At 63.3% G+C, this 25,182-nt stretch carries 20 protein-coding genes and 1 pseudogene; 12 read left to right on the plus strand and 9 right to left on the minus strand.

Annotated elements, in window-relative coordinates:
* The first annotated feature begins 63 nt into the window (after positions 1–63).
* From IC761_RS10150 to IC761_RS10175, 6 genes are all read left to right on the plus strand, one after another.
* Entirely contained in the window at positions 64–1,146 is a 1,083-nt protein-coding gene (locus IC761_RS10150; RefSeq protein ID WP_195803106.1) for an AI-2E family transporter, read from the plus strand.
* Between the two features lie 69 nt (positions 1,147–1,215).
* Positions 1,216–3,432: a DUF3141 domain-containing protein gene (locus IC761_RS10155; RefSeq protein ID WP_438265101.1), complete on the plus strand. Its 2,217-nt coding sequence runs from the start codon at positions 1,216–1,218 to the stop codon at positions 3,430–3,432.
* A gap of 29 nt (positions 3,433–3,461) precedes the next feature.
* Entirely contained in the window at positions 3,462–4,424 is a 963-nt protein-coding gene (locus IC761_RS10160; RefSeq protein ID WP_195803108.1) for a phosphate acetyltransferase, read from the plus strand.
* Positions 4,425–4,429: 5 nt separating this feature from the next.
* Positions 4,430–5,644, plus strand: coding sequence for an acetate/propionate family kinase (locus tag IC761_RS10165; protein ID WP_195803109.1), 1,215 nt, complete (start codon positions 4,430–4,432; stop codon positions 5,642–5,644).
* On the plus strand, positions 5,641–6,429 hold the full coding sequence (fabI, locus tag IC761_RS10170) for an enoyl-ACP reductase FabI (RefSeq protein ID WP_195803110.1): 789 nt from the start codon (positions 5,641–5,643) through the stop codon (positions 6,427–6,429). The genes IC761_RS10165 and fabI overlap by 4 nt, the downstream gene beginning before the upstream one ends.
* A gap of 357 nt (positions 6,430–6,786) precedes the next feature.
* Positions 6,787–7,716 carry a formylglycine-generating enzyme family protein gene (locus IC761_RS10175; protein ID WP_195803111.1) on the plus strand — a complete coding sequence of 310 codons (930 nt, stop codon included), beginning with the start codon at positions 6,787–6,789 and terminating at the stop codon, positions 7,714–7,716.
* A gap of 43 nt (positions 7,717–7,759) precedes the next feature.
* Here the strand turns inward: IC761_RS10175 and IC761_RS10180 are convergent, their stop codons facing one another.
* The 4 genes from IC761_RS10180 to IC761_RS10195 form a co-directional block, all read right to left on the minus strand.
* Positions 7,760–8,239, minus strand: coding sequence for a hypothetical protein (locus IC761_RS10180; RefSeq protein WP_195803112.1), 480 nt, complete (start codon positions 8,237–8,239; stop codon positions 7,760–7,762).
* Between the two features lie 123 nt (positions 8,240–8,362).
* Positions 8,363–9,016, minus strand: coding sequence for a hypothetical protein (locus IC761_RS10185; RefSeq protein WP_195803113.1), 654 nt, complete (start codon positions 9,014–9,016; stop codon positions 8,363–8,365).
* 223 nt (positions 9,017–9,239) lie between these two features.
* Entirely contained in the window at positions 9,240–9,890 is a 651-nt protein-coding gene (locus IC761_RS10190; RefSeq protein WP_195803114.1) for a 3-oxoacid CoA-transferase subunit B, read from the minus strand.
* 5 nt (positions 9,891–9,895) lie between these two features.
* Entirely contained in the window at positions 9,896–10,543 is a 648-nt protein-coding gene (locus tag IC761_RS10195) for a CoA transferase subunit A (protein WP_195803115.1), read from the minus strand.
* A gap of 179 nt (positions 10,544–10,722) precedes the next feature.
* On the opposite strand from IC761_RS10195, the gene IC761_RS10200 reads away from it, so the two are divergent.
* Positions 10,723–11,172, plus strand: a complete 450-nt coding sequence (locus IC761_RS10200) for a potassium channel family protein (protein WP_195803116.1) — start codon at positions 10,723–10,725, stop codon at positions 11,170–11,172.
* Positions 11,173–11,356: 184 nt separating this feature from the next.
* On the opposite strand, the gene IC761_RS10205 is transcribed toward IC761_RS10200, so the two are convergent.
* On the minus strand, positions 11,357–12,040 hold the full coding sequence (locus IC761_RS10205; protein WP_195803117.1) for a helix-turn-helix domain-containing protein: 684 nt from the start codon (positions 12,038–12,040) through the stop codon (positions 11,357–11,359).
* A gap of 322 nt (positions 12,041–12,362) precedes the next feature.
* Here IC761_RS10205 and IC761_RS10210 point away from each other — a divergent pair, with 322 nt between their 5' ends.
* Positions 12,363–12,986, plus strand: coding sequence for a response regulator transcription factor (locus tag IC761_RS10210; protein WP_195803118.1), 624 nt, complete (start codon positions 12,363–12,365; stop codon positions 12,984–12,986).
* A gap of 77 nt (positions 12,987–13,063) precedes the next feature.
* Positions 13,064–13,543: a response regulator transcription factor gene (locus tag IC761_RS10215; RefSeq protein ID WP_368367104.1), complete on the plus strand. Its 480-nt coding sequence runs from the start codon at positions 13,064–13,066 to the stop codon at positions 13,541–13,543.
* A 14-nt stretch (positions 13,544–13,557) separates the two neighbouring features.
* Here the strand turns inward: IC761_RS10215 and IC761_RS35820 are convergent, their stop codons facing one another.
* Both IC761_RS35820 and IC761_RS10220 read right to left on the minus strand, forming a co-directional pair.
* Complete coding sequence (locus IC761_RS35820; RefSeq protein ID WP_246791560.1) at positions 13,558–14,103, minus strand: invasion associated locus B family protein; 546 nt, start codon at positions 14,101–14,103, stop codon at positions 13,558–13,560.
* Positions 14,077–14,961, minus strand: a pseudogene (locus IC761_RS10220) (alpha/beta hydrolase family protein); the annotation flags it as partial. The gene IC761_RS35820 and the pseudogene IC761_RS10220, both read right to left, overlap by 27 nt.
* Before the next feature lie 166 nt (positions 14,962–15,127).
* Here IC761_RS10220 and IC761_RS10225 point away from each other — a divergent pair.
* Together IC761_RS10225 and IC761_RS10230 are read left to right on the plus strand one after the other, a co-directional pair.
* Entirely contained in the window at positions 15,128–16,831 is a 1,704-nt protein-coding gene (locus IC761_RS10225) for a SulP family inorganic anion transporter (RefSeq protein WP_195803119.1), read from the plus strand.
* Between the two features lie 148 nt (positions 16,832–16,979).
* A complete protein-coding gene (locus IC761_RS10230) occupies positions 16,980–19,733 on the plus strand; it encodes an aminotransferase class I/II-fold pyridoxal phosphate-dependent enzyme (protein WP_195803120.1) in 2,754 nt (917 codons plus the stop codon).
* Between the two features lie 12 nt (positions 19,734–19,745).
* Here the strand turns inward: IC761_RS10230 and aspT (IC761_RS10235) are convergent, their stop codons facing one another.
* Positions 19,746–21,440, minus strand: coding sequence for an aspartate-alanine antiporter (aspT, locus tag IC761_RS10235; protein ID WP_195803121.1), 1,695 nt, complete (start codon positions 21,438–21,440; stop codon positions 19,746–19,748).
* Between the two features lie 14 nt (positions 21,441–21,454).
* Complete coding sequence (aspT, locus tag IC761_RS10240) at positions 21,455–23,143, minus strand: aspartate-alanine antiporter (protein WP_195803122.1); 1,689 nt, start codon at positions 23,141–23,143, stop codon at positions 21,455–21,457.
* A gap of 362 nt (positions 23,144–23,505) precedes the next feature.
* Here aspT (IC761_RS10240) and aspD point away from each other — a divergent pair, with 362 nt between their 5' ends.
* Positions 23,506–25,125 carry an aspartate 4-decarboxylase gene (gene aspD, locus IC761_RS10245; protein WP_195803123.1) on the plus strand — a complete coding sequence of 540 codons (1,620 nt, stop codon included), beginning with the start codon at positions 23,506–23,508 and terminating at the stop codon, positions 25,123–25,125.
* The last annotated feature ends 57 nt before the right edge of the window (positions 25,126–25,182 follow it).

Below are 25,182 nucleotides of genomic sequence, written 5' to 3' on the forward strand. Positions count from 1 at the left end.
ATCGCCGCGCGACCGGAGCCGCTACGCTGATCCCGTGTCGCTGCTCCAGCAAGAGGCGCCGCCTTGAACACCCTTCGCCAGCTTGTCTCCGCGGAGAAAGTGATCCAGCTCGTGATCCGGCTCGGATTGCTGGCGCTGCTGATCGTGTGGACGTTCCTGATCATCCGCCCCTTCGTGCCGATCCTGACCTGGAGCGGGGTGCTGGCGGTGGCGTTCTATCCGGTCTTCGGCTGGCTCGCCAAACGTCTCGGCGGCCGCCCGCGGATGGCTGCGACCATCCTCACCTTGATCATGCTCGGCATCGTCATCGGTCCGGCGGCATGGCTCGGCTTGAGCGCCGTCGAAGGCATCAGGGACCTCGCAAGCCAGATCGGCACCGGCGATCTCGTGCTTCAGGCCGCCCCCGAGCAGATCAGGAGCTGGCCCCTGATCGGGCCGCAGCTCTACGATCTCTGGAATCTGGCCTACACCAACATTCGCGCCGTGTTGCGCGAGGTGACGCCCTATCTGAAGCCGCTCGCCGGCGTCATGCTCTCGTTCGCCGGCAGTGCCGGGGTCGGCACGCTCCAGTTTCTGCTGTCGGTCCTGGTTGCCGGATTCCTGTTTCCCCACGGGCCGCAGCTCACGGCCGCGGTCCGCGGCTTCCTGTTCCGCATCGTGCCGGAGCAGAGCGAGCATTTTCTCGCGCTTGCGGGTGCGACGATCCGGGCGGTGTCGCAGGGCGTGATCGGTGTTGCCATCATCCAGGCGCTACTCGCCGGCATCGGCTTCAAGCTTGCCGCCATTCCGAGCGCGGGCCTGCTCGCAATCATCGTGCTGTTGCTGTCGATCGTGCAGATCGGCCCCGCCATCGTCCTTGTCCCGGTCGTGATCTGGATCTGGATGGACAAGGACGTCACCACCGCGCTGCTCCTGACGGTCTTCCTCGTCATCGTCGGCCTCCTCGACAACATCCTCAAGCCCCTCGTGATGGGGCGCGGCCTCACCACGCCAACGCTGGTCATCCTGATCGGCGTGATTGGCGGCACGCTGGCGCACGGCATCATCGGCCTCTTCATCGGGCCGATCATCCTGGCGGTTGCCTGGGAACTCGCGGCGGCCTGGATCCGAACCGACAGCGCCGCGAACGTTGTCGCCAACCGTTGACCTAAATCAACGTTGGCGATTGCAGCGTGCCTTGAATGGCCTCGCGCGACAGCGAGGTCGGACATGCCGATGGACAATGTGAAACTGCTCGACGGCCCCCTGTCGGGACTGGTGGCTTCCGCCGTCGAATACATGGTCGATGCCGGACAGCGCAGCGTGCTGTTTTTAGACATCATGCGTCAGCGCGGCGATCAATATCGCGAGCATGTCGCCCAGACCGCGCCGCATGTGCTGCAATATGCCGCCGAATTGATCACCGACGGCCGCACGCTGGAGGAGCCGGTCAATTACGCGCTGGTGCGGATCATTCCGCCGAAGGACGTCGAGATCGACATGGGCCGGCGGCCCTTCGTCGTGGTCGATCCGCGCGCCGGCCACGGTCCGGGCATCGGCGGCTTCAAGGCGGACAGCGAAATCGGCGTTGCGATGAAGGCCGGACATCCCTGCTATTTCATCGGGTTCCTGCCGGAGCCGGTGCCGGGCCAGACCATCGAGCGGATCGCGCGGGCCGAAGCGAAATTCATCGAGACCGTCATCAGCCGCCATCCCGATGCCGACGGAAAGCCTTGTGTGATCGGCAATTGCCAGGCCGGCTGGGCCGTCATGATCCTGGCCTCGCTGCGGCCGGAGCTGTTCGGGCCGCTGATCATCGCCGGCGCACCGCTTGCCTATTGGGCAGGCGTGCACGGCCAATATCCGATGCGCTATTCGGGCGGCCTGTTGGGCGGAAGCTGGCTCACGGCGCTCACGAGTGACCTCGGCGCCGGCAAGTTCGACGGTGCCTGGCTGGTGCAGAACTTCGAGAACCAGAATCCGTCGAACACGCTCTGGACCAAGCAATATAACGTCTATTCCAAGGTCGACACCGAGGCCGAGCGCTACCTCGATTTCGAGCGCTGGTGGGGCGGGCACGTCAATCTCAATGCCGAGGAGATCCAGTTCATCGTCGATGAGCTGTTCATCGGCAACAATCTCGCCGCCGGCCGGATCGAGATGTCCGACGGCCAGAAGGTCGATCTGCGCAACATCCGTTCGCCGATCCTGGTGTTCTGCTCCAAGGGCGACAACGTCACCCCGCCACAGCAGGCGCTGGACTGGATCCTCGACTGCTATGCCGATGTCGACGAGATCAGGGCCTATGGCCAGACCATCGTCTACACCGTTCACGACAGCATCGGCCATCTCGGCATCTTCGTGTCCGGCGGGGTGGCCAGGAAGGAGCATGCGGAGTTCTCCAGCAATATCGACCTGATCGACGTGCTGCCGCCCGGGCTCTATGAAGCGACCTTCGAGGCTCGTGGTAACGAGACGCTCAATGCCGATCTCGCGGCAGGCCAGTGGGTGATGCGCTGCGAGGCGCGTACGCTCGACGATATCCGCGCCATCGGCGGCAATTCGCCCGAAGACGAGCGGCGGTTTGCGGCAGCCAAGCGCGTCTCGGAGCTCAATCTCGCGGCCTATCAGAAATTCGTGCAGCCCTGGGTCAAAAGGATGGTGACGCCGCAGGTGGCGAACTGGGCGCGCAACATGCATCCGCTGCGACTTCAGTACGAAGCCTTCAGCAGCAAGAACCCCTTGATGTCCTCGGTCAGGTCGGCCGCCGATCGGGTCGAGGACAATCGCAGGCCGGTCTCGAAGGACAATCCGTTCCTGGCGTTCCAGGAGCAGATGTCGAAGCAGATCGTGCACGCGCTGGATAGCTGGCGCGACGCACAGGAGAGGCTGAGCGAGACGATCTTCCTGAATGTCTATGGCTCGCCGGTGCTTCAGGCCGCGGTCGGCATCGATCCGAGCTCCGCGCCGTCGCGCCGCCGCGAGATGTCGGCGGAGCACCGCGCCATGCTCGACAGGCGGGTCGCGGAGTTGAAGTCGAAGATCGACGAGGGCGGTCTGCGCGAAGCGGCTATTCGCGCGCTGCTCTATGTCGGCTCGGCGCGCGGCATGGTGGACGAACGGAGCATCGAGGCGCTGCGGCAGATCCGGCGCGATCATCCCGGTGAGCGGCTGACGCTCGCCGAATTCAAGATGCTGGTGCGCGAGCAGTTCTTCATGCTGCTGCTGGACCGGGAGGCGGCGCTTGCCACCATTCCGACCATGCTGCCGAACGATCTCAATCAGAAGCGCGCGGCGTTCGCGGCCATGCGCGAGGTGCTGTCGGCGAGCGAGGACATCAGCGGCGAGCGCGCCAACCGCCTGAAGCGCGTCGCCGAACTGTTCGGTCTGGACGGGGAAGGAGAGTGGACGTCGAATGTCGCCCCTTTCGACCCGCAGGCAAGGGCGTCGTAACGCGGATTGGCGGGAGCGGGAGCGACACGATGTCGACTGAGGCGACGCAGGCGCATTCCGGCAGCAAATATGACCGCCTGATCGCGGCGGCCCGGGCTGCGCCGCCGACGCCGACCGTCGTTGTGCATCCCTGCGACGAGACTTCGCTGCGCGGCGCCGTCGATAGCGCGAGCGCCGGCATCATCCGGCCGATCCTGGTCGGACCCGAGAGCCGGATCAGGGACATTGCCGCGATGTTCGATCTCGACGTCTCCGGCTTCGAGATCGTCGATGCCGCGCATAGCGACGACGCCGCGGCCAAGGGCGTCGAGCTGATCCATTCCGCCAGGGGCGAGCTCCTGATGAAGGGCAGCCTCCACACCGACGAGCTGATGCGGGCCGTCACGGCCAAGACCGGCGGGCTGCGCACCGATCGTCGCATCAGCCATGTCTTCGTCATGGACGTGCCGGCCTATGCCGAGACCATTTTCGTCACGGATGCCGCGATCAACATCTTTCCGGATCTCGACGCCAAGCGCGACATCATCCAGAACGCGATCGATCTCTACAACCAGGCCGGATTCGGCAAGGCGCCGCGGGTGGCGATCCTGTCGGCCGTCGAGACGGTGACGTCAAAAATTCCCTCCACGATCGAAGCGGCGGCGCTGTGCAAGATGGCCGACCGCGGCCAGATCACCGGCGGTGTGCTCGACGGACCGCTGGCCTTCGACAATGCCATCGACCCCGAGGCGGCGCGGATCAAGGGCATCGCATCCGAGGTCGCGGGCCGCGCCCAGATCCTGATGGTTCCGGACCTCGAGTCCGGCAACATGCTCGCCAAGAACCTCGCTTATTTCGCCAAGGCCGATGGCGCGGGCATCGTGCTCGGCGCGCGGGTGCCGGTGGTGCTGACCTCGCGCGCGGATTCGCCGCGGGCGCGCATGGCCTCCTGCGCGGTCGCCGCGCTCTACGCTCACGCCCGGCGCCAGAGCGCGCCGACAGTCGCGGCGTGATCGCCATGGACACGATCCTCGTCGTCAATGCCGGTTCTTCAAGCGTCAAGTTCCAGGTCTATTCGGTCGAAGGCGAGGGCGTGCTTCGCCGCCAGATCAAGGGCCAGATGGATGGCATCGGCTCCAGGCCGCGGCTGCGGGCGAGCGGCGCGAGCGGCGATCCGCTGGCCGATCGCGCCTATCCGATCGAGGCCGTGCCTGACGTTCCCGCTGCAATGGCCGTTGCCGGCGACTGGTTGCGGCATGAGGTCAGGGTCTTGCCCATCGCCGTCGGCCACCGCGTCGTGCATGGCGGGCCCGACTACGACCGGCCGGTCCTGATCGACCACGGTGTCGTCTGCCGCCTCGAACGCCTCGTCACGCTGGCGCCGTTGCATCAGCCGCACAATTTGGCGCCGATCCGTTCGCTGCTCGAAAATTTCCCGACGCTGCCCCAGGTCGCCTGCTTCGATACCGCGTTCCATCGCACCCATGATGCGGTGGCCGACCACTACGCCATTCCGCACCAGCTCTATGCCGAGGGCGTGCGGCGCTACGGCTTTCACGGCCTGTCCTACGAATACATCGCCAAGACGTTGCCCGCCGTCGCGCCTGATGTGGCGAAGGGCCGCGTGATCGTCGCGCATCTCGGCAGCGGCGCCTCGATGTGCGCGCTGAAAGACGGCCGCAGCGTCGAGAGCACCATGGGTTTCACCGCGCTCGATGGCCTGCCGATGGGCACGCGCCCGGGGCAGATCGACCCCGGCGTGGTGCTCTATCTCGTCTCCGAGAAGGGCATGTCGGCCGCCAAGGTTCAGGACTTCCTCTACCGCGAATGCGGCTTGAAGGGACTTTCCGGCGTGAGCAACGACATGCGGGAGCTGGAAGCGAGCACGGATCCGCAAGCCAGGCTCGCGATCGACTATTTCGTCTACCGCATCAGTCTCAACGCCGGCCTGCTTGCCGCCGCCTTGCAGGGCCTCGACGCCTTCGTCTTCACGGCTGGCATCGGCGAGAACTCCGCCGCCATCCGCGCCCGTGTCGTCGCGCAACTCGGATGGCTTGGTGCTGCGCTCGATGCGACCGAGAACGCGCGGCACGCGCGGCTGATCTCGCGCCCCGAGAGCGCGATTCCCGTCTACGTCGTGCCGACCGACGAAGAGTTGATGATCGCGCAGCACACGCTGGCGCTGCTGATGAACGGCCAATCGCACAACACCAGAGCTGAGAGGGTGTCATGATCCCCGTCTTTCCGGACAGCAAGGTCGCCCTCAAGGGCAAGAAAGGCCTCGTCGTCGGCATTGCCAACGACCAGTCGATCGCTTGGGGCTGCGCGCGGGCGTTTCGCGCGCTCGGCGCCGATCTCGCCGTCACCTATCTCAACGACCGCGCCAGGAAGCATGTCGAGCCATTGGCACAGGCGCTGGAGGCGCCGATCTTCATGCCGCTGGACGTGATGGTCGACGGCCAGACCGAGGCGGTGTTCGAACGCATCACGGCGGAGTGGGGACAGCTCGACTTCCTGCTGCACTCGATCGCGTTCTCGCCCAAAGAAGCCTTGCACGGCCGCGTCGTTGACGTCGGCCGCGACGGCTTCCTCAAGACCATGGACGTCTCCTGCTGGTCGTTCCTGCGCATGGCCCATCTTGCCGAGCCGCTGATGAAGAACGGCGGCACCCTGTTCACCATGACCTACTATGGCAGCCAGATGGTGGTGGACAATTACAACATCATGGGCGTCGCCAAGGCGGCACTCGAGGCCTCCGTCCGCTATGCCGCCGCCGAGCTCGGTCCGAAGGGTATCCGCGTGCACGCGATTTCGCCGGGACCGCTGGCGACACGCGCGGCGTCAGGCATTCCCGAGTTCGACGAGCTCATGGACAAGGCGCAGTCGAAGGCGCCGGCGCGCAGCCTCGTCAGCATCGACGATGTCGGCAACGCCACCGCATTCCTCGCACTCGACGGCGCCAAGCTGATCACCGGCAGCGTGCTCTATATCGACGGCGGATATCACATCATCGACTAGGGCGTGTACCCGGCGAGATCACTCGCAAAAGAACTGCCTGACGCGATTGATCGCGTCCGCAATGACTTTGGGTTTGACGCAATGCTTGGTGATTTTCATCTGGGCATGTTGTACCATCCGACGTGAAAATCTCAGTTTAGGCGAAAACGACGTCAAATCGTCAGCTGCCGTACTTCTTATCACTCGTGACGATATTTCATTTATTCAAGCCGCGAAGCAATTCAGCTTAGCAACGAAGCCATCTTGTTGGCATACGCAGTCAGCCTGAAACAAACGGAATGTATGGTGCGCGAATTAATCGGCGTTCATTGAAGACGCCGCAAGCTGTTTGCGCTTTTGATCAAAAGATAGCTCTGCATGAATGGATTTGCTCCACGATTGCTTGTCTTGCTTGCGCCCCTGATGATCCAGGTGCACGTGGCGAGCGTCGGAGCACAAACGTCGGATCAATCCATGCAGGCGCTCCCGACCTTGACCGACAAGGGCGCATCGGCCCTGGATTTGCGGCTCCTGCGGCCGCTATCGCGATCTGAAGAAAAAGCATTACTGCCTCTTGATCCCTTTAAAGAGTGTGATCGCTGTCCAGCGATGATTGTCGTCCCCGGCGGCAGCTTCACCATGGGCGCAAGCGCGGACGAATCAGGGAGCACGGCGGACGAACGGCCGCAACACCAGGTGACGTTTTCGAGATTTGCAGTCGGACGCTTTCCCGTTTCTCTTGATGAGTGGAACGCCTGCGTCATTGGGAAGGGCTGCAGCTTTCGACCTTCCGATGCGACAGCGAGCAACGGATGGAAACCCGTCACCAATATTCAATGGATCGAAGCCAAAGAGTACGTTGAATGGCTGTCGCGCGCGACCGGAAGGCCATATCGGTTGTTGAGTGAATCGGAGCGAGAGTACGTCGCCCGCGCCGGGACGACGACCCCCTTCTGGTGGGGGGATTCCTTCGCCATTGACCAGGTCGAGGAACGCCAACTCGCCGGGACGAGCTCTCCGCCGCCAACGATGTCCGCTTTCGAAACGTCGCTTCCTAACCCATGGGGGGTCTACGAAGTCCATGGTCGAGTCTACGACTGGGTGGAGGATTGCTGGCACGACACTTACCAGGGCGCACCGACGGACGGCTCGGCATGGATAGAAGATGATTGCAGCCGACACGTCCTGCGCGGCGGCTCGCTCAGTCGAGCGGCGCAAACCCGTCGCGCCGCGGCGCGCATCTGGTTCGGCCCATCAAATCGGATGCATTACATGAGTGTTCGTGTCGCAAGGACACTACAGCGATAGGCAGGGTAGGCCCCGTCCCCAACGGCACGGAGACAAGCGTCGACTATTTTTCCGTCGCGGCCGAACGTCCACAAACGCGCACAGCTTCGACGAACGCGCCCCAATCCTTTACGCAGGAGATCGTGGCTTCGATGTCATCCCACGTAAGGGCGGCCTTGGCGTCCAGCTCTGGCGCTCCGCGGCTTTGCAAATCCTCTTTCGCGGCCAAGCTGGCCAGGCGAGAGGCAACGAAGTCGCGATCGAGATCGAGCAGACTAATGTTTTCTGAGGCTGACGGAATCTGGGCGCCGCTCCGATCACGGATGTCGAGCAGTCCGAGCTCCTCCCGTCTGACGTCCGCTGTCTCGTTACCCCAAATCGTTTCCGCCCGCTGAGCCAGCAGGATGAGCCGAACGTAGAGGCTCGCGGGGATCCCGGACGCCGCCGCTTGGGTCTGCGCGATGACATCAATCCGGTGAGACTGGAAGTCGAGCACCTCACCCGACTGAGCGTGGGAGTGATCCCTGGTTTCGTCTGCCGACATCGCAATCTCCGCAGCGACGGTGAATTAACGATAGCAAAAACCGATTCCGAAAAGGCAACGACGGGCGCTAAAATCTCTGCGCTTTGATTCCCCCGCTCAGAAAACAAATGGCCGCATTGTCGCTCAGTTGGCGGCGAAGCAATAAAACAATCCCGCACCGCCGACGCGCTGCAAATTCGCCGGTGAACAACCCGGCGTCTTGTGCGAATAGTTCCAGAAATTGGGACCCTGAGTGTTGCCGATCAAGTCATGGTGTCCGACGATCGCGCTGCCCTGGCCGTCAGTGCTGCTGGTCCAGTTACCGCAAGTCGCGTCGGCCCCCGGGATAGCCGTGCCATCGTGCTGCGTGCCGGTGAGCATGTCATGTTGATTGGGGGTATCGGTGCGGCCCTTGACCGTCATGCCCTTCTCGTCGAGGCCGGTCTCTTTGTTGATCTTGTTGCTGTCGCCGTGCAGGTCGGCCACGTTTGCCGCGATCTGGATACCTTTGGCGTTGAACCAGGGACCGTTGCCAATTCGGTCCTTGGCATTGATCGCGCCAGGGCCCTGCGTCGAGAGGTAGGCGCGCCAGGTTTTGCCACCCGCGCCTGCGGCCTGGGCGAGGCTCTGGCAGTGTCGATCCGCACCATCGAGCCCACCGAGGTCGCCGCCCTTCCCGAGCCCGACACTGGTGATGAAGAAACTCATGCTGCTTTGCTGGGCTTGCGCCGGTCCACTCGCACTCAAGGTCAACCAGACCATGGACGAGAGGAGAACCAAATTCGTTATCTTGCTCATGTGGCTGGTCCTTCCGATGAGGACTCTGACCACGCGCAGTCGCGACTGGCAGGCTCGAACGCGTGGGGCTGATCATGGCATCATGCCAGTGTTTTGCCCGACGGAGCAAACGATTTCGTTGACTGAAATTTCGCTGATTGAGAAACGCAAATGACTCCAGACCTAGGGCTACTGTGCATGGGGTTGTTTTGGATTTTTCTCGGCGGCCGTGCAGCAGCCTCCGTTAGAGCTTCATCTCCGGCACGGAATCGGGAAGCACAAGCTCGGCTTCGGTCACCGCCAAGACTTCCCCGACCGTGACGCCGGGTGCGGTCTCCAGCAGCGTCGCCCGGCCGTCGGAAAAGCCGATCACGGCCATGTCGGTGACGACCAGGCTCACCGGTCGCACTGAGGTCAGCGGCAGTGTGCATTGGGCGACGATCTTGGACTTGCCCTTGGCGGCGTGCTGCATCGCGACGATGACGCGCCTGGCGCCGCTGACGAGATCCATGGCGCCGCCCATGCCCGGCACCATCTTGCCGGGGATCATCCAGTTGGCGAGCAGGCCATGCGCGTCGACCTGGAGGCCGCCGAGCACCGTGACGTCGACATGGCCGCCGCGGATCAGGCCGAACGACATCGCGCTGTCGAAGGTGGCTGCGCCCGGCAGCGCGCTGATCGGCCGGCCGCCGGCGTCGGTGAGCAGCGGATGGGCCATACCCTGCTCCGGAATCGGCCCGGTGCCGATCAGCCCGTTCTCGGACTGGAAGAACACCTTGAGGTCGGCCGGGACGTAGTTCGCGACCAGCGTCGGAATGCCGATGCCGAGATTGACGAGATTGCCGCTCTTCAATTCCTGGGCGACGCGCCGGGCGATGATGATCTGCGGGTCCATGGATCTCACCCGTTCGTAATGAGATAGTCGACCAGCGGCGCCGGCGTGACGACATGATCGGGCGCGATGACGCCGACCGGCACGATGTGCTCGGCCGTGACGATCACGGTGTCGGCCGCCATCGCCATGATCGGATTGAAATTGCGCGCGGTGAGCGCGTAGGTGAGGTTGCCGAGGTAATCGGCGAGGAAGGCGTGCACCAGCGCGAATTGCGCGCGGATGGCGGTCTCCAGCAGGAAAGGCTTGCCGTCGACCTCGATCAGGCGCTTGCCTTCCGCAACGAGGGTCCCGACGCCGGTGGGCGTCAGCACGCCGCCGAGGCCGCAGCCGCCGGCGCGGATGCGCTCGACGAAAGTGCCCTGCGGCACCAGATCGACGTTGATCTGGTTCGCCAGCATCTGCTGCTGTGCTTTCGGATTGAGCCCGATATGCGTTGCGGTCAGCCTCGCGACCAGCGCCGCATCGAACAATTTGCCGACGCCCTTGCCCGGCGTCGCCGCGTCATTGCAGATCACGGCCAGCCCGCTCTTCTTCTGCCGGACGACTTCGTCGAGCAGCCGCTCCGGCGTTCCCACGCCCATGAAGCCGCCGACCATGACACTGGCACCTGCCGGGATCATCGCAACGGCTTCTTCGACGGAAACAGCCTGCATGGTTGCAACTCCGGTCGGCGCGCAGGGAGCGGCGACGGATCGATGCTGGCGGACCTCCGCATGCTATCCTTGATCTGCGTCAAGGCTCCGCATCATCCGGATATGACGATGCCGATACTCTCCGGGATGTTGCGGCGCACCTTGGCGTTGACCGGTATTGATGGAAGCGACGGCACCTGATGGTTCTTCAATTCCTCGTCGGCGCGCTGGTCAGCGCGATCGACATCGGAATCCATGCGATGGCGACCGTCGTCGCCATATCGATCGCGCGGGCCGCCAGCTTGCGGCTGACCGAAACGCCGCGACTGCATCTGATGGGCGTGATGATTGCGACAGCGGCGGCGCTCATGGTCGCGCACACGCTGGAGATCCTGGTCTGGGCCTGGACCTACGGCATCATCCAGGCGGCACCCCCGGGCAGCGACCTGCTCTATTTCGCCTTCGTCAACTACACCACGCTCGGCTATGGCGACATCACCCCGGTGGGCGAATGGCGGCTGATCGGGCCGCTGACGGCGATGAACGGAATCCTGCTGTTCGGCTGGTCGGCCGCCATCCTGTTCGAGGTCTTGCGCAAGACGCTCGAACATCTCGATGCCATCGAGGTGCCCGGGAAGCCCCGGACCTGATGGACGACGGAACCCGAACCCGATTCACCGCAGGAAAAGCACAGCGGCCGTGAGCGCGACCGGCAGCGTACCAATGACAATGATCGCGATCCGGAAGGCGAGCTCGTTCGACATGGACCGACGGTATCATGCGATAGAGCCGGTGTGATGTGCAGTTTGTGCCACCACGCGGGCCTTGGGCCGCTCAGGACTGGAGGTCGAGGCCCGCAAGCTGCTCCCGGTCCAGGAGCACGATCTGGCGCTGGGTGTTGCCAATGAAGCCGAGGATGCCGAGCTCATGCAGCCGCGACAGGGCGCGCGAGACGGTTTCCAGCGTCAGACCGAGATAATCGGCGATGTCGCGCCGCGACATCGGCAGCGCCATGACGCCCGCTGCGGTCAGGCGCTTGTCCATCTCGAGCAGGAAGGCCGCGACGCGCTCCAGCGACGTCTTGCGGCCGAGCAACAGCATGTGGTCTTCCGCGTGCTGGAGGTTGTTGGTGGTCATGCTGAGCAGGTTTCTGGCCACCATCGCATCGCTCTGGGCCACGACTTCGAGGCTTTGCTGTCGGATCAGACGAACCGTGGTATCGACGATCGCTTCGGTCGTGAACCGGTGCTCATCGCCGTTCTCGAGACCGAAGATGTCGCCGATCAGATGGAAGGCGCCGATCTGCCGGCGGCCATCCGACAGCAGCTTGTAGCTTCGCACTGCACCAGACTTGACCTGATAGACGTACTCGGCGGGCTCTTTCTCGCCGTAGATCTCGGCGCCTTTTCTGTAGGAAAATTCGCTTAAACTGACGAGCGCATTTGAAGCGCTGGTCATGCCGAGGTCACGGAGGGAATTGGGACGGAGCGCGCTATCCGTCGTGATGCGAACGAACATAGGCCAACTCCTCAGCTCATCGCCGAATTGGTCTGTCGGACAAAATCTCTCGCAGCGGGACATGTGCCGCGCCGTCTCATTCCCGCCGAGGTTGATTTACGACTAACGCAGTGTTCCAATCCATTGTCCCAAGGTTCATTGTACCAAGGGGAGGACGGGCGTTTACTTGCTGTGATTGAAGCGCGGATTGAGAAGTGCGCAATGCGTTCCGGCATCTGTCCCATTGCGAAGCACATATTTCGCTTTTCGAACCATTGGGCGGCGGCGCCGCTTGGTTTAGAAACCTGAATCGATGTTTTCTGGATTTCGTGAGAGGTGAAGAGTGCCGGGCCTTGTCCATGTGGTCGACGACGATGCTTCGTTCCGCACCGCGATCGAGCGCAGGTTGAAGCTTGCCGGCTATGAGGTCGCGACCTACGCATCGGCGCAGGACCTGCTCGACGCAGCACTGGACGACCACCAGCCGGGATGCATTTTACTCGACGTGCGGATACCGGGGCTGAGCGGTCCCGATTTGCAGAGCCGCCTGATCGAGCGGGGGTCGACATTGCCCATCGTCTTCCTGACCGGACACGCGGACACGCCGACCACGGTGCGGGCCATCAAGGCCGGCGCCGAGGATTTTTTGACCAAGCCGATCTCGTCGGAGCTGCTGCTCGATGCGATCGAGCGCGCGCTGGCACGGCAGCGCACCGCGCGCGTGCAGCGCGACAGGCTCGAGACGTTCCGCGCGCACCTCGCGACGCTGACGCAGCGCGAGCGCCAGGTATTCGAACTGATCGTCCGCGGCAGGATCAACAAGCAAATCGCCTATGAGCTCGGCACCACCGAGCGCACGGTGAAAGCCCATCGCCATCAGGTGATGGAGAAGATGCAGGTTCATTCACTTGCGGAGCTCGTTTCGATCGCGGAGCGGCTCGGAATGCTCGATTCGAACGGCGATTGATCGCTTTGTCAGAATGCACGTTTCCATGATGGCACTGCCCCAAGGGACAATATGAAATCTGTCAACGTGGTGATGCCATGCATGTGCGGCAGATGTGGCGTTTTGTCTGCTGCGCGAATCGATGGTCGGGCCTGTCGGATGTGTCCGGCCGTGCCATCAGCGCCGATGCCGCCCGAAAGGTCGACGCCGTGACAACGCGCCAGTCCGTTTTCATCGTCGATGATGATCCGTCCGTCCGGACCAGCATGAGCCGGCTGCTGCGCGAATATGGCTTCGTCACGACTCTGTTCGAGTCCGCGAGTGCGTTGCTTGATTACGGCAGCTTCGACAGCGCGATCTGCATCGTCATCGATATCAATCTCGACGGAAATTCCGGCATCGATTTGCGACGGAGACTGGCAGAGGATGGCGTCACTGTACCGGTGATCTTCATTACCGGCAGTGACAGCGCTGCGAACCGCGTCGCTGCGATTACGTCGGGCTGCGTCGCCTACCTGACCAAACCGTTCACGGCGCAGTCGCTGATCGAGTCGGTGACGCGCGCATCGGCCGCGTAGCGGGGCCAGGCTGTTCATTCATCGACATATTGCTCCAGCGTCTGCGCCGGTGCGCCCCTGTGGACAGATGCGAATTGCGCCAGCGGAATCGATGTCGTCATTGCCAGCAGGTTGGAGTCGACGACCTCGAGCGCCAGCACCTTGCCCGCTTCCATCTGCTGGACGATCTCGGGCGATGCGACATCGGCTGCAATGCACGCGTTGGTCAGGCACCAGGTATAGGGGATGCGAAAGGCGCTGCCCTGATCGACAGTCAGCTTGGCCGGCTGTTGCAGATACATGCCAACGGGCACGAACAGTTGCAGCCGTGCCGTGGACGTGCCTTCGCGCTCGATCAGGTCCACACGTACGGCAGTCTGGCCGGTCGGGAATTTGCCGGTGATGGAGGTCCGGCACAGCGTCGGCGCGCCACCCGCCTTGAAGCAGAGCTTCTGCCAGTCGCTATAGGTGATGTCCTTGGCCTCACGTTGGCCGCGGGTCGCGACCTCGGTGGATTTGTCGACCTGCGCGGCCTTCGATGCGGCCCAATCCGGTTTCTGCGCGTCGAGGAATTTGGTCACCAGCGGTGACCAGAGCGGGATCGCATCCAGCGAGCCGATGAAGAAATGCCCCTCGTTGCCGAACGGCGGCATCAGATGATATTCGGCCCGGCCGCCGGCCGCGGTGAAGGCCGCGTACATGCGCTTCGACAGATCGGGGCCAAAGAACGTGTCGTTCTCGATGTAGATCCACAGCATCGGCACCCGCGAGGTGCGGCCAAAATCCGCGGTGGCCTCCACCAGCCTGTCGGGTGCGCAATTGTTGTTGGGCTTGCCGCCGACCCGGCCACCGCGACCGGCTGCGAATGTGATGACGGCTTTGACCTGCGGCGGGTTTACGCTCGACAGCGCGATCGAGGCCCAGCCGCCGGCGGACTGCCCGACCACGATCACGTCCTTCGGGACGATGCGCTTTTCAGCGGCGAGGTAGTCGATGATCCAGAGATCGACCTGCGCCACCGCAAGCCCCGCGTCGTGGAAGTTGGGATTCGTGCATTTGCCGATCTTGGAGAAGAAGGGGCCGTAGATCGCGCGCGCGGGAATGTCGATGGCGGCGGCGCCATAGCCGGAGCCCACCGGCGCCACCACGAGATAGCCGCGCTTGGCGAACCACTTTGCGGCGTCACGGAATTCCACGAGCGGAAAGAAGCTGCGATCGGTCGGATTGAGCGACACGCCGTGGTTCATGATCACGAGCGGGAAGGGGCCGTCGCCGACCGGGCGCACCAGATAGGCGAACATGGGCAGCGGCAGCGGCAGCGCCCAGATCTCCTCCTGGATGCGGACGTCGTTCTCGGCGCGCACCGGCGCGGACAATCCGCCGAGAACGAGCAGGGCGGTTGCAAGTGATCGGAGGATTGCCGTCGGGACACAGCGCATCACAAACCTCCTTCAGCCCGGCGGATTTGAGTTGCGGCAGGAGAAGTTTGCTTGATCCAGATCAATCTTTCCCGATGACCGGAAACCCCTATGGATCGATGCAGCAGACCCGACAGCTGCTCATCGTGTCGCTGCGCTGTGCGGTCATCCATCATGAGGCATCTGCATGAACACATCATCCGAGCCGGGATGGATACGATTCTTCCCGCCGTCTGCCTGGCTCGCGGCCTATGAACGACGTTGGCTATCGTCTGACGCGGTCGCGGGCATCACGCTGGCGGCCTACGCCATCCCGGTCTCGCTCGCCTATGCGGCGCTGGCCGGCCTGGCGCCGCAGGTCGGCGTCTACGGCTACATGCTCGGCGGGATCGGCTATGCCTTGCTCGGCTCGTCGCGACAGCTCGCAATTGGCCCGACGTCGGCGATTTCCCTGATGATTGCCGCCACCGTCGGCGCGCTCGCCGGCGGCGATGCGGTGCGCTATGCGCAGATCGCAAGTCTTGCCGCGTTTGCTGTGGCGGTGCTGTGCTTCATCGCCTGGCTGTTCAAGCTCAGCGTGCTGGTCCGTCTCGTCAGCGACAGCATCCTGGTCGGCTTCAAGGCTGGCGCCGGGCTCACCATCATCCTGAGCCAGTTGCCGAGCCTGCTGGGCGTTGCCGGCGGCGGCCACAATTTCTTCGACCGCGCTTTCAAGCTGATGGGGCAGCTCGGGCATATCGATGCGCTGGTGCTGGCGATTGGCGCGATCGCGCTGTTGCTGCTCCTGCTCGGCGAAAGATTGCTGCCGGGCAAGCCGGTCGGAATCAGCATCGTGGCGCTTGCAATTGTGGTGGCAACGGTTCTGGGCTTTCCGGCCATGGGTGTGCCCGTTACCGGGAAGATACCGGAGGGGCTGCCGGCAGTGGGGATGCCGACATTCGGGCTGCTGGAGTTCGACGATCTCTTTCCGCTCGCCGCCGGATGCGTGCTGCTGGCCTACATAGAAGGTGTCTCGGCCGCCCGCAGCTTTGCCGCGAAGCACGGCTATCCCCTCGACGTGCGGCAGGAATTTTTGGGGCTGGGCGCTGCGAACCTCGCGGCCGCCTTTGGCCATGGCTATCCCGTCGCCGGCGGCTTGTCGCAATCGGCCGTCAACGACAGTGCCGGCGCGCGGACGCCGCTGGCGCTGGTGATCTGCTCGGTGACGCTCGGGCTGTGCCTTCTGTTCTTCACGGGGTTGCTGACCAATCTTCCCAAGGCGGTGCTCGCGGCCATTGTCTTTGCCGCCGTGTACAGGCTGGTCGATATCCGCGCGCTGATGCGGATGTGGCAGGTCAGCCGGATCGATTTCTATGCCGCGGCGATCGCGCTGGTTTCGGTGTTGCTGCTCGGCATTCTCCAGGGCGTCCTGCTGGCTTCGATTGCGTCGATTGTCCTGCTGCTCGCGCGGGCCTCGCAGCCGAACGTGGCGTTTCTCGGCCGTCTACCCGGTAGCGGGCGCTATTCCGACAGCGCGAGGCACCAGGATGTCGAGCCGCTGGTCGGAATCATCGCATTCCGCCCCGAGGCCTCGCTGCTCTATATCAACGCCGAGACCATCCTCGATACCGTCCTGATTGCGTTGCGGCGATCGCCGGGCATCCGGCTGGTTGCCTGCGATCTGTCGGCCTCGCCCTATATCGACCTCGCCGGTGCCCGCATGCTGCGCGACCTCCATGACGAGCTCGCGCCGCGCAGCATCACATTCTGTATCGTCGGTGCGCATGCGCAGCTGCGCGATCTGCTCCGAGCTGAGGGTTTGGCCGACAAGACCGACAGCGGCCAGTGGCTGCGTTCGCTCGACAGCGTTCTCGGGGACGATCATACCGGCGAAGCGCAACGGCCCGCCTGACGAGGCATGTCGCGTTGCGGGCAAGACCGACGCGGACGTCGATCGTCATAACAGTTGACCGTTGACTTGGATCAACGGAGCCCTCCGCGCTGCACGCACGATCTGCCATCATCTTTGTCCAATGGCCGACACGGATCGGGAGAGACACATGTCAAAAGACGCCAAGCCCGCACATAAGCGAATCGACCAGTTCTTTTCCGGCCCCGGCGGTCGGGCGGATGACTGGCGAGATCTGGTGGAAGCTGCAAAGGCGTGGGCGCGCGGCGGCGGTCGCGCGAAATATGATGCAGCCTTGGCTGAGCTTTTGGTGACGGAGGAGTTTCACGGCTATCCCGGCCTGCAATTGATGACCGCGCTGCGGGAGGCGGCCTCGGCCGGAGATGCGGCAACCTCGCTGGCCCTTGCGACCCGGATCACCCAGGCTCTGGCGACGCGTTCGTTCCGGCAGCATGCCGGCGACTGGAGCGCGACCGATGACGGCAATGGTGATGTGCCCGAGCTGGTTCCGTCGGCTTTCGGCGCACATACGACGCGCCGACCCTATTTCGAAACGCTGATCGTCACCGGCGTGTCGTCCAGCAACTGGCCGGCCCTTGCGGCGGAATGGCGCAAGCTGCGCCGTCCGACCGACGCCTTCGTCTACGAGCCCGTCATTGTCGGCAGTCTCGAAGACGCCTTCTGCGCGACGATGCTCAATCCCAACATCGCCGCCGTCGTGATCAACGACGGTTTCGGCCTGCGCTCGCGCCACGATGCCCCGGTGCTGCGTTCGATGACGGCCGCTGCCGGCCTCAACGACGAGGCTGATGCGTCCGCACTCAGGCTCGCTCACATCATCAAGCGCGTCCGGCCCGAGCTCGACATCTACCTGATGTCCAATCGCGACGTCGAGGAGATGGCGGGCAATCCCGAAGCCAACGTCGCTCGCCGCATCTTCTACTCCGTCGAGGAGCTGCTGGAGCTGCATCTGTCGATCCTCGAAGGCATCCAGGACCGGTTCGACACGCCGTTCTTCGACAATCTCAAGAAATATGCCCAGCGTCCGATTGGGACGTTCCACGCTTTGCCGATCGCCCGCGGCAAATCGATCTTCAAGTCTGACTGGATCCGCGACATGGGCGAGTTCTACGGCTTGAACCTGTTCCTGGCCGAGAGCAGCGCCACCACCGGCGGTCTCGACAGCTTGCTGGAGCCGACCGGCACCATCAAGAAGGCACAGGACAAGGCGGCTCGGGCGCTCGGCGCCGACCGCGTCTTCTTCGTCACCAACGGCACCTCGACCTCGAACAAGATGGCGGTGCAGGCGTTGCTTGCGCCGGGCGACATCGCGATCGTCGACCGCAACTGCCACAAGTCGCATCACTACGGCATGGTGCTGGCCGGCGCCCAGCCGCTCTATGTCGAAGCCTTTCCGATGACGGAATATTCGATGTATGGCGCGGTGCCGCTGAAGACCATCAAGCAGGCGCTGCTCGACGCCAAGGCCGACGGCCGGCTCGACCGCGTCAAGCTGCTCGATCTCACTAACTGCACCTTCGATGGCCACATCTACAACACCCGCCGGGTCATGGAGGAATGCCTTGCGATCAAGCCGGACCTGATCTTCCTGTGGGACGAGGCCTGGTTTGGCTTCGCGCGGTTCTCGCCGTTCCTGCGCCGGCGCACTGCGATGGGCGCGGCCAACGAGATCGAGGCGTGGATGCACGACCCGAAATCGATCGAGGTCTACGAGAAGCAACAGACCGAGCTTGGCAAGAATCCGTCCGACGAAGTGCTGCTCAAGACTCGGCTGATCCCGGACCCGCGCCAGATCCGGCTGCGCGTCTACCAGACCAACTCGACCCACAAGTCGATGTCGGCGATCCGCCAGGGCTCCATGCTCTCGGTCAAGGACGTTGAATTCCACACGGTCGAGCAGCAGTTCAAGGAGGCCGTGTTCACCCACGCCTCGACCAGCCCGAACCAGCAGCTCATTGCCAGCCTCGACGTCTCGCGGCGTCAGATGGAGCTGGAAGGCTATGGCCTCGTCGCCAACGCGATGGAGATCGCGCTCGCGATCCGCCAGGCCGTCAACAACAATCCGCTGATCTCGAAGTACTTCCGCGTCCTCGGCGCCGACGCGATGGTGCCCGCGCAATATCGCCAAAGCGGCTTCACCGACTATCTCGCCGCCGGCGTCAACTGGGCCAATACGCTCAAAAGCCTGGACGACGACGAGTTCTGCCTTGATCCGACCCGCATGACGCTGGTGTGCGGCACCGCCGGTTACGACGGCACCCAGTTCAAGGGCATTCTCGCCAACGAGTACAACATCCAGGTCAACAAGACTTCGCGCAATTCGGTGCTGCTCCAGTCCAACATCAACAACACCCGCAGCGACGTCGCCCATCTCGTGCGCGTGCTCGCCGAGATCGCGGGCGAGGTCGATCGCGGCCTCGCGCAGGGCGGCGCCAATGCGAAGAAGACGTTCGAGGCGCGGGTGACAAGCCTGATGAAGGACGTGCCGGACTTGCCAAACTTCTCGCACTTCCATCCGAGCTTCCGCGGTGATGCCGGCGCCAAGACCAACGAGGGCGACATCCGCACCGGCTTCTATGCGGCCTATGACGCAGCGGGCTGCGAGCATATCCGCCTTGGCGATCCCGAGATTGACCGCCGCCTGAAGGCCGGGCCCGAGCTTGTCTCGGCCAATTTCGTGATCCCGTATCCGCCGGGGTTCCCGATCATGGTGCCCGGCCAGGTCATCACCCAGGAGACTATCGACTTCATGCGCAAGCTCGATGTGAAGGAGATCCATGGCTACGACGCCAAGGAGGGACTGAAGCTCGTTCGCACGGAGGCCTTGGCGAAGCTCGGCCGGCCGAAGCCCGGCGCACAGCCGAAGCTCAAGGCGGCGTCATAGCGTGCTGGCCGTTCAGACGGCGAACACGACCACCATGACTGAGCCCCAGGTCGTCAACAGGATGTTGGCGACCGGGTAGGCTGGGGTGTAGCCCAGAACCGGGACGGGGCTGCCGGCGCGTTCCTGCAGCGCTGCCATTGCGGCGGTGACCGTCTGCGACCCGGTCAAGCCGCCGAGCAGGAGAATCGGATTCATCCGCAACACGAAATGGCCAAAGCAGAATCCGACGAGCTGCGGCAGCAACGTGACGGCCATTCCGCCCAACAGGAGGCCGATGCCTGATTGTTGAAGGGCCGTCAGGAAGATCGGCCCGGCATGGATGCCGGTGAGCCCGACGAAGGCCGCAAGGCCGAGCGAGGTCATCAGGCTGATGGCACCGTCGGGAATCTGTCCGAACAGCGGGTAACGCGTACGGAGATGCCCGACCAGAAGCCCAGCGAGCAACGTGCCGACGCTGGTGCTGAGCGAGATCGTGATGCCGCCGACGGTGAAGCTCAGGAGCGTGCCAACGAGGCCGCCGAGGAAAATCGCGAGCCCCAGCACGATGAAATCGATGTTGGTGCTGGGCGCAACGATGACGCCGATGCTCTTGGCCGCGTTCTGTACGACCGGCTCGGGCCCGACGATCCGGAGCAGATCGCCGCGTTGCAGGACAACGCCGGCTCCGACCGGAATCTCCTGGCCTCCCCGGGTCAACGATCGCAAATAGAGGGCACGGGTCCAGCTCTCCTGCGAAGCGGCTTCCAATGTCATGCCTGCAAGCTTCGGATTGATCAGGAGGACGTCAGCGGAGATCAAGGGAATGTCGAGAAGCTCCCTGTCCTCGACTTCCTCGGCGCGAGGGCCGATCCGCCCGACGATGATTTGGCGCGGTGCGGATAGCGCAACGAGATCGCCGGTCGCGAGGATCGTTCCGGGAGCCGCTTCAGCGATGTGGTCTCCACGACGGATCCGGTGAATGAACAGCCGGTGTTCTGGAATACGGCCTTCCGCGTCTGCGACGGTCGACCCAACGAGAGGTGAGCCCTCGTCCAATCGATAGGCGCGTAGCTCGAATTTGCGCCAGGCCGATGCCAGACCCGGCTTGGTGCGGGTCACGCCCAAGGCCTGCTCGAGCTTGAGCGCCTCCGCGCGCAGGTCGATTTTGAGCAAAGCCGGCGCAATCTGGGTGACGAACAGGATGACGCCTGCGTAGCCGAAGATATAGCAGACCGCGTCCGCAACCGCGATGTGCGAGACGTAGAGTGCGCGCTGCGCCTCGGAAATGGCCAGCCCGTTGACCGCATCGGTCGCCGTTCCCATTGCGGCGCTCTGGCTAAGGGCGCCTGACATGAGGCCCGCCGCGAGGCCGGGATCGAGATGCAACACCTTCGCGACGACAATGGCTGTCGCGAGACCGGTCGAGCACGTCACGACGGCAAGCAGCATCGGCTTCAGCCCGTCGCGCTTCATCGCCTGCGCGAATTGCGGTCCGACCAGATAGCCGACGCCAAACAGGAACATCAGGAACAGGAAAGACTTGGTCATGCCGGAGACCGGGACATGCGCGAAATCCCCGACCGCCAGTCCGGCAAACAGCGCGCCCGTAACCGGGCCGAGGCTAAACGTTCCAACCCTGAAGCTGCCGATCCAGTAGCCCGCGGCAATCACAAGGAATAGCGCGAGCTCCGGGTAGCGGACGAGGAACTGCTCCAGCCAGGCCAGCATCGCGAGCAGTCCCGCTACGTCATCAACATGACCAGCACCATTCCCCAGATCGTCAGCAATGTGTTTCCGACGGCGTAGGTGACCGTATAACCCAACCCGGGAATCTGGCTTTTGGCACGGTCATTGATCATGCCGAGGGAAGCTGTCGTGGTCCGCGCTCCTGAGCAGCAACCCAGCACGATGGCGTCATGAAAGCGAAACACATACTTGCCGACATACATCGCCAGGATCAGCGGCACGGTCGTGACTGCGACGCCCCAGAGGAACAGGCTGAAGCCGAGCTGCTGGAGACCCGCGACGAAGCCCGGTCCCGACGAGATGCCCACGACCGCAATGAACATGTTCAGGCCGACTGAATTCATGAACCACACGGTCGGCGACGGGATTCGGCCGAAGGTCGGGTGGACCGATCGCAGCCAGCCGAAGAACAGGCCCGAGATCAAGGCGCCACCCGAGGTGGATAGTGTCAGCGGCACGCTGCCGACCTTGTAGACGACGGCGCCGATCAATGCGCCGATCGCAATCGCTGCTCCGATGAAGGCGACGTCGGCAACGTCGGTCACGCGATCCGGGCGGCCGAGCAATTTCGTTGCGGCCGCCACATCCGGCGTACGTCCCACGATGGTGACGATGTCGCCGCGATTGAGCTTCGTGTTCGGCAGGATGGGAATGTCGACCGCGATTGCGCCCCTGGTGATCTTGCGCAGAAATACGCCGCGCGCGCTCGGCTCTGTCGACAGCTCTTCCAGCGTCTTTCCGTCGACGTCCTTGCTGGTCACGTAGACGTCGACGCCTTCGATCGGCACCGCCAGCAGCTCGCGGTCATCGACTTCCTCCGCCTGCTCGCCAATCAGATTGATGAGAACGTCGCGCCGGCCGGCCACGGCGACGACATCACCGGCGTGAATGACGGTATCGGCAGTGGCGTCCATGATCTTCCCGCTCTGCCTGATCCGCAGCACGAACACCCGATGCTCGGGCACCAGCGCCTCTGCCTGATGTACGGTCTTTCCAACCGCGAGCCCCCGTTCGCTAACCCGGAACGCACGCACATCGAACTGGTGCCACGCGGTCCCCGGGCCGCCCGCCTGCTTCTTGCCCCCCTGTTCTTCCTCATATTTTTTGCAGGCCGCTTCGAGGTCGATACCGAGCAGTGCCGGACCAAGCAGTGCCAGGACGACCGCGGATCCGACCGTGCCGAAGATATAGGTGACCGCATAGGCGACCGGCATCGCGTCGAGCAGCTTCTTCGCTTCTTCTGCACTCAGGCCGAGACGATTGATCGCGTCGGTGGCAAGGCCCATCGATGCCGAGATCGTCTGTGAGCCGGCATAGAGCCCCACGGCTGACCCGACATCGTAGCCGGCGATCTTGGCGCCGAGATAGGGGGCCAGGAGGCAGAATACGCAAACGACCACGGCAAAAATCGCCTGCGGGACACCGTCGTGCGCGATGCCGCGTACGAATTGTGGCCCGACGCCGTAGCCAATCGCGAACAGGAACATCAGAAAGAAGGTCGGCTTGAGCGGACCCGAGATCGTGATCCCGATCTGGCCGATGATGACGGCCGCGATCAAGGTCGCCGTCACGGCGCCGAGGCCGAGACCCTTGTAGGTGAAGGAGCCAAAGTAGTAGCCCAGGGCCAGCGAGAGGAAGATCGCGATTTCCGGATAGCTCTTGAGAGTCTGGAAGAACCAATTCATCGTCTCGTCCCCCGTTCATGCAGAAGCACTGGCGACGCGTGCCTCGGCCACGTGCGCGCCGGACCAAACGGCAGCGACATGGCCTCGCATCGCGTGAGCCCAACATCGGGCGGCGGCCGACCCGGTCATGTTGATCTATGTCAACCATATGCGGGATGTCTCACGACACCGATGTCATCGCCGCGTCATTCGCCGCGTTGCAGCGCGGCGACGGGCCCGCGCTCTCGTCGATCCGTCGCGGTCGAAGCGTTGAGATAGATCAAAGATCGACGTCGATCGCCCACCATGCTGCTGGAGATTGCGCAGGCGAGGAGCCTCCTCGGCTTCCGTTTCATCAGGCTGCATAGCCCTGGGAGTCTCACATGGCAGACATCTTAACTCTGAAGAAGTTCGAGGCGCTGAGCCCGTTCGAGATCAAGGACGAACTGATCAATTTGGCCAAGGCCTCCTCGAAACGGACGCAGAGTGCGTTTCTGAACGCCGGCCGCGGCAATCCGAACTGGGTCGCGACCACGCCGCGCGAAGGCTTTTTCCTGTTGGGACAGTTTGCCATCAGCGAAAGCAAGCGGGTGATGGACCATCCCGCCGGGATCGGCGGCATGGCCGAGGCGAAGGGCATCGCCCGACGGTTCGAGGCCTGGCTTGCCAAGCACGCCGACATGCCGGGCGCGAGCTTCCTGTCGGCGATGCTGCCGTTCGCGGTCAAGAAGTTCGGTTTCGACCCCGATGCTTTCGTTCACGAGCTCGTCGATTCGATTATCGGCGACAATTATCCCGTGCCGGACCGCATGCTGGTGCACAACGAGAAGATCGTGCACGAATATCTGATGTGGGCTGTTTGCGGCGAGCCGCGGCCGGCCGGCAAGTTCGACATCTACGCAGTCGAGGGCGGGACAGCGGCGATGTGCTATCTCTTCAAGTCACTGAAGGCCAATCGCCTGCTGCAGCCCGGTGACACGATTGCGCTCGGAACGCCGATCTTCACGCCCTACATCGAGATGACGCACCTGGAGGACTATGACCTCAAGGTTGTTCAGATCAGGGCTCCGCAGGAAAACAAGTTCCAGTTCACCGACGAGGAAATCAAGAAACTGGAGGATCCGAAGGTCAAGGCTTTCTTCGTCGTCAATCCGTCCAATCCTCCGGGGATGGGCTTGAGCAAGGAAACGATCTCCAAGCTGGCGAACCTGGTCAAGACCAAGCGGCCCGACCTGATGATCCTGACCGATGACGTCTACGGCACCTTCGTGCACGGTTTCCGCTCGCTGCTGGGCGAGCTGCCGCACAACACGATCGGCGTCTATTCCTATTCCAAATATTTTGGTTGCACCGGATGGCGGCTCGGCGCCATCGCCATTCACGAGGACAACATCTTTGACAAGATGATCGCCAAGCTGCCCGATGCCGCCGTGAAGGCGCTCGACAAGCGTTACGGCCCTCTGACGCTGGAACCCCGCAAGCTGAAGCTGATCGACCGCATCGTCGCCGACAGCCGGGACGTCGCGCTCAATCACACCGCGGGCCTGTCGCTGCCGCAGCAGGTGATGATGAGCCTGTTCTCCCTGTCCGAGATGCTGGACGACAAGAAGGCTTATCAGGCTGCCTGCATGGAGATCGTCAACAAGCGGCTATGGTCGCTGCTCGACGGCCTCGGGCTCGCCGACAAGCTGAGCCCGAATCCCAGTTACGACGCCTATTATGCCTTGCTCGATTTCGAGTTCTGGGCTCGGAAGAACATCGGCGACGAGGCCGTCGAATATCTGAAGAAAAGCGTCCATCCGCTCGATCTCGCATTTCGTCTGGCCGAAGCCCACGGCATCGTGCTGCTGAACGGCGGTGGCTTTGACGCTCCTGAATGGTCGCTGCGCGTGTCGCTGGCCAATCTTCCCGACGACGTTTACGACGACATCGGTCGAGGCGTCCGGTCGATCGCGCGCGGCTATCGGGATGCATACGAGGCGTCCAAGGCCGGCCCGAAGTAACGGAAACCTGAGGGAGGCCGCCGGTCGGACCCGGAGCGCTTCGGTATCATTACCAAA

The organism is Bradyrhizobium commune (genome assembly GCF_015624505.1).
Taxonomy (GTDB): Bacteria; Pseudomonadota; Alphaproteobacteria; order Rhizobiales; family Xanthobacteraceae; genus Bradyrhizobium; species Bradyrhizobium commune.